Here is a 2,913-nt window from a genome sequence, read left to right as displayed (position 1 = left end):
ACCGGCGGCCGCGACGGCGTCAGCGAGTCGAGCGCGCCGCCGGGGTGGGCGAGCACGCTCAGCCGGTTCGAGCCCGCCGCCCGCAGGCGCCGGTCGAGTTCGACGGCGAAGAGCATCTGGGCCAGCTTGGAGCGTTCGTACGCGCGCTTCGGGACGTACGCGCGTTCGCTCTGCAGATCGGCGAAGTCGAGCTTCGCGGACTTCGCGGCGAAGCTGCCGATGGTCACGATGCGCGCGTCCGGCGCCAGCACGGGCAGCAGCCGGGCGATCAGCGCGAAGTGGCCGAGGTGGTTGGTGCCGAACATCAGCTCGTGCCCGGCGGCGGTCTCGCGCCGCGGCGGCGCGTCGAGCAGGACGCCCGCGTTGCACACGACGGCGTCGAGCGCACCGGTTTCGACGGTCGCTACCTGGGCCAGGTCGGCGAGGTCGAGGCGCACGTGCCCGACCTTCGCCCCGGCGACCCGCGCGCGGATGGCAGTCTTCGCGGCTTCCGCCTTCGCCGGGTCGCGGCTGCCGAGCACGACTTCCGCGCCCGCCGAGGCCAGCTGCTCCGCGGCGAAGTAGCCGATCCCCGCGTTGCCGCCGGTCACCAGCACCCGCATCGACGTCCCCTCCCCGTGCCAAGCTGTCCCGCATGGAGAACGCTACCGGCTACCGGCGGTCGGCCGGCTCGGCGCGCGGCGAGGCCCGGCGGCGCGAGCTGCTGGCGAAAGTGACCGACGACGTCGCCGAGAACGGCCTGGTGGACTTCTCGCTGCGGCGCGCCGCACGGGCCGCCGGGACGACCCACAAGGTGCTGCTCTACCACTTCGAAAGCGCCGAAGACCTGCTCCGGCAGGCGGTCTTCGCGTTGCGCGAGCGGCGGATCGGCAACGCGCTGGCCGCGATCGCCGCCGAACCGGCCACGCTGAGCGACCGCGTGCGGGCCGCCTGGGTGAGCCTGCGCGACGAGGAAACGCAGCTGCGGCGCGTGCTCGACCAGGCGATGGGCCTGGCGATGTACGACCCGGGCCGGTACGCCGCACTCGGCCACGGCGCGTCCGAGCAGTACCTCCCGACGCTGATCTCGTTCTGCCCGGCCGGCTGGCCGGAGCGGCGCAAGCACGAGGTCGCGTCGATGATCCTCGCGACCCTGCGCGGGTTCCTCGTCGACCTGCTGACCAGCGCGGACGGCGCCGGCGCGGCCGCCGGGTTCGAGGCGCTGCTGCGCGCGGTCGAGCGGGAGGAAGCAGCACCCCTCGACACTTTGTGAACCACGTGGTTCACTTCCGGCATGCAGATCGAGCTGACCGCGGGCACTGTCGAGTACACCGACACGGGCGGGCCGGGCCCGGTGGTGGTCTTCGTCCACGGACTGCTGATGGACGGCTCGCTGTGGGACGGCCCGGTCGCCGCGCTGCCCGGCCACCGGTGCGTGGTCCCGACGTTGCCGCTGGGCGCGCACCGGAAACCGATGCGGCCCGGCGCCGACCTGTCGCTGCCCGGGATCGCCCGGCTGCTGATGGAGTTCCTGGAGCGCCTCGACCTGCGCGAGGTGACCCTGGTCGGCGTCGACACCGGCGGCGCGCTGGTGCAGCTGCTCATGGCCGACGGCGTTCCCCGCGTCAGCCGCGTCGTGCTGGCTTCGTGCGACGCGTTCGACAACTTCCCGCCGGGACTGACCGGGAAAACGTTGTTCCTGGCCGGAAAGCTGTCGCCGGGGTTGTTCGGATTGTTCATGCAGCAGCTGCGGCTGCGCATGGTGCGGCGGCTGCCGATCGCGTTCGGGTGGCTGACCAAACGCGGCGACGACGTTTCGGCGCGCTGGATCCGGCCGTTGCTCCACGACGCGGACATCCGCCGCGACACGGTTCGCGTCCTGCGGGCGTTCGCGGCCGAACCGGGCATCCTGCGGGAGGTGGCCGAACGTTTACCCGCGTTCGACCGGCCGGCGCTGGTCGTGTGGGCCCGCGAGGACCGCGTGATGCCACCGGAGCACGGCGAACGGCTGACCTCGTTGCTGCCCAAGGGAAAACTGGTGCTGGTCGACGACAGCTACACGCTGCTGCCGCTCGATCGGCCCGAGGAGTTCGCCCGGCTGGTCCGCGAGACCACCACCGCGTGAAAGCGCTTCAGATGCGGCTCAGGCCGTGGAGGATGCGCTCCATCAGTTCGAGGCTCGGCCGGTTGCCCGACCCCTTGGTGCGGGCGGTGTGCACGGCGATGATGCCCCGGTCCGCCAGGTCCGACAGCAGGACCCGCGCCACCCCCAGCGGGATCCGGCGCCGCGCGGCGACCTCCGCGACCGACTGCGACGTCCGGAGCAGCGCGCAGATCTCGGTTTCCTCCTGCGTGCTCCCCCGGACCACCGCCCGCCCCCGCTGCGTGATCGAGACGAGCGTCTCGACCGGCAGGTCCCGGGTCGGGCGGGTGCGGCCATGGGTGCGGAAGTACGGGCGGACCATCCCCGCTCCGCCTTCTTCGAGCACGGACCCCCAGTGCACAGCCAGCTCCTCACGGCGATTAATCCTTGTCGGCGATTATTTGACCTAATGATCGAGTAGGCCGCAATCGACCGGACGGAGTAGCGCCGGAAAAACCGCTGATCAACGGCCTGGCGGCGGCGCAGTACTACCCCGAAGAACCAGGTGTGTCCCCACAATCGCGGGTGATGTCGCGATTTTTCCGCCGGACAATCGCGCCAGCAGGATGCGGCCGGCGCGCTCCCCGAGCTCCGCCACCGGCTGCGCCACGGTGCTCAGCTCGAGCAGGTCGGCGAGGTCGTGGTCGTCGAACCCGAGCACCGAGACGTCCGACGGCACCCGCAGCCCGGCCCGGCGCAGCGTCCGCAGCGCCCCGAACGCCATCTCGTCGGACGCGGCGAACACCGCCGTCGGCCGGCGGGGCAGGCCCAGCAACGCGCCCATCGCGCGC

5 protein-coding genes are annotated in these 2,913 nt (G+C 72.2%); 2 read left to right on the top strand and 3 right to left on the bottom strand.

Going from position 1 to position 2,913, the window contains the following annotated elements; all coding sequences use genetic code 11:
- Positions 1-602 (bottom strand): SDR family NAD(P)-dependent oxidoreductase (locus G3I65_RS16190; RefSeq protein WP_160696852.1); only part of this gene is annotated, 602 nt, incomplete at its 3' end.
- A gap of 32 nt (positions 603-634) precedes the next feature.
- On the opposite strand from G3I65_RS16190, the gene G3I65_RS16185 reads away from it, so the two are divergent.
- Positions 635-1,252, top strand: coding sequence for a TetR/AcrR family transcriptional regulator (locus G3I65_RS16185; RefSeq protein ID WP_160696851.1), 618 nt, complete (start codon positions 635-637; stop codon positions 1,250-1,252).
- A gap of 21 nt (positions 1,253-1,273) precedes the next feature.
- Positions 1,274-2,104 carry an alpha/beta fold hydrolase gene (locus tag G3I65_RS16180; RefSeq protein ID WP_160696850.1) on the top strand — a complete coding sequence of 277 codons (831 nt, stop codon included), beginning with the start codon at positions 1,274-1,276 and terminating at the stop codon, positions 2,102-2,104.
- A 7-nt stretch (positions 2,105-2,111) separates the two neighbouring features.
- On the opposite strand, the gene G3I65_RS16175 is transcribed toward G3I65_RS16180, so the two are convergent.
- Complete coding sequence (locus G3I65_RS16175; RefSeq protein WP_125313766.1) at positions 2,112-2,483, bottom strand: DUF742 domain-containing protein; 372 nt, start codon at positions 2,481-2,483, stop codon at positions 2,112-2,114.
- Positions 2,484-2,585: 102 nt separating this feature from the next.
- A partial coding sequence (locus tag G3I65_RS16170) for a LacI family DNA-binding transcriptional regulator (protein ID WP_160696849.1) occupies positions 2,586-2,913 on the bottom strand: 328 nt, incomplete at its 5' end.

It is taken from the genome of Amycolatopsis sp. SID8362 (assembly GCF_010550475.1).
Lineage (GTDB): Bacteria > Actinomycetota > Actinomycetes > Mycobacteriales > Pseudonocardiaceae > Amycolatopsis > Amycolatopsis eburnea.
The sequence above is the reverse complement of the archived record's forward strand: the minus strand, read 5'-3'. Positions and strand labels throughout refer to the sequence as shown.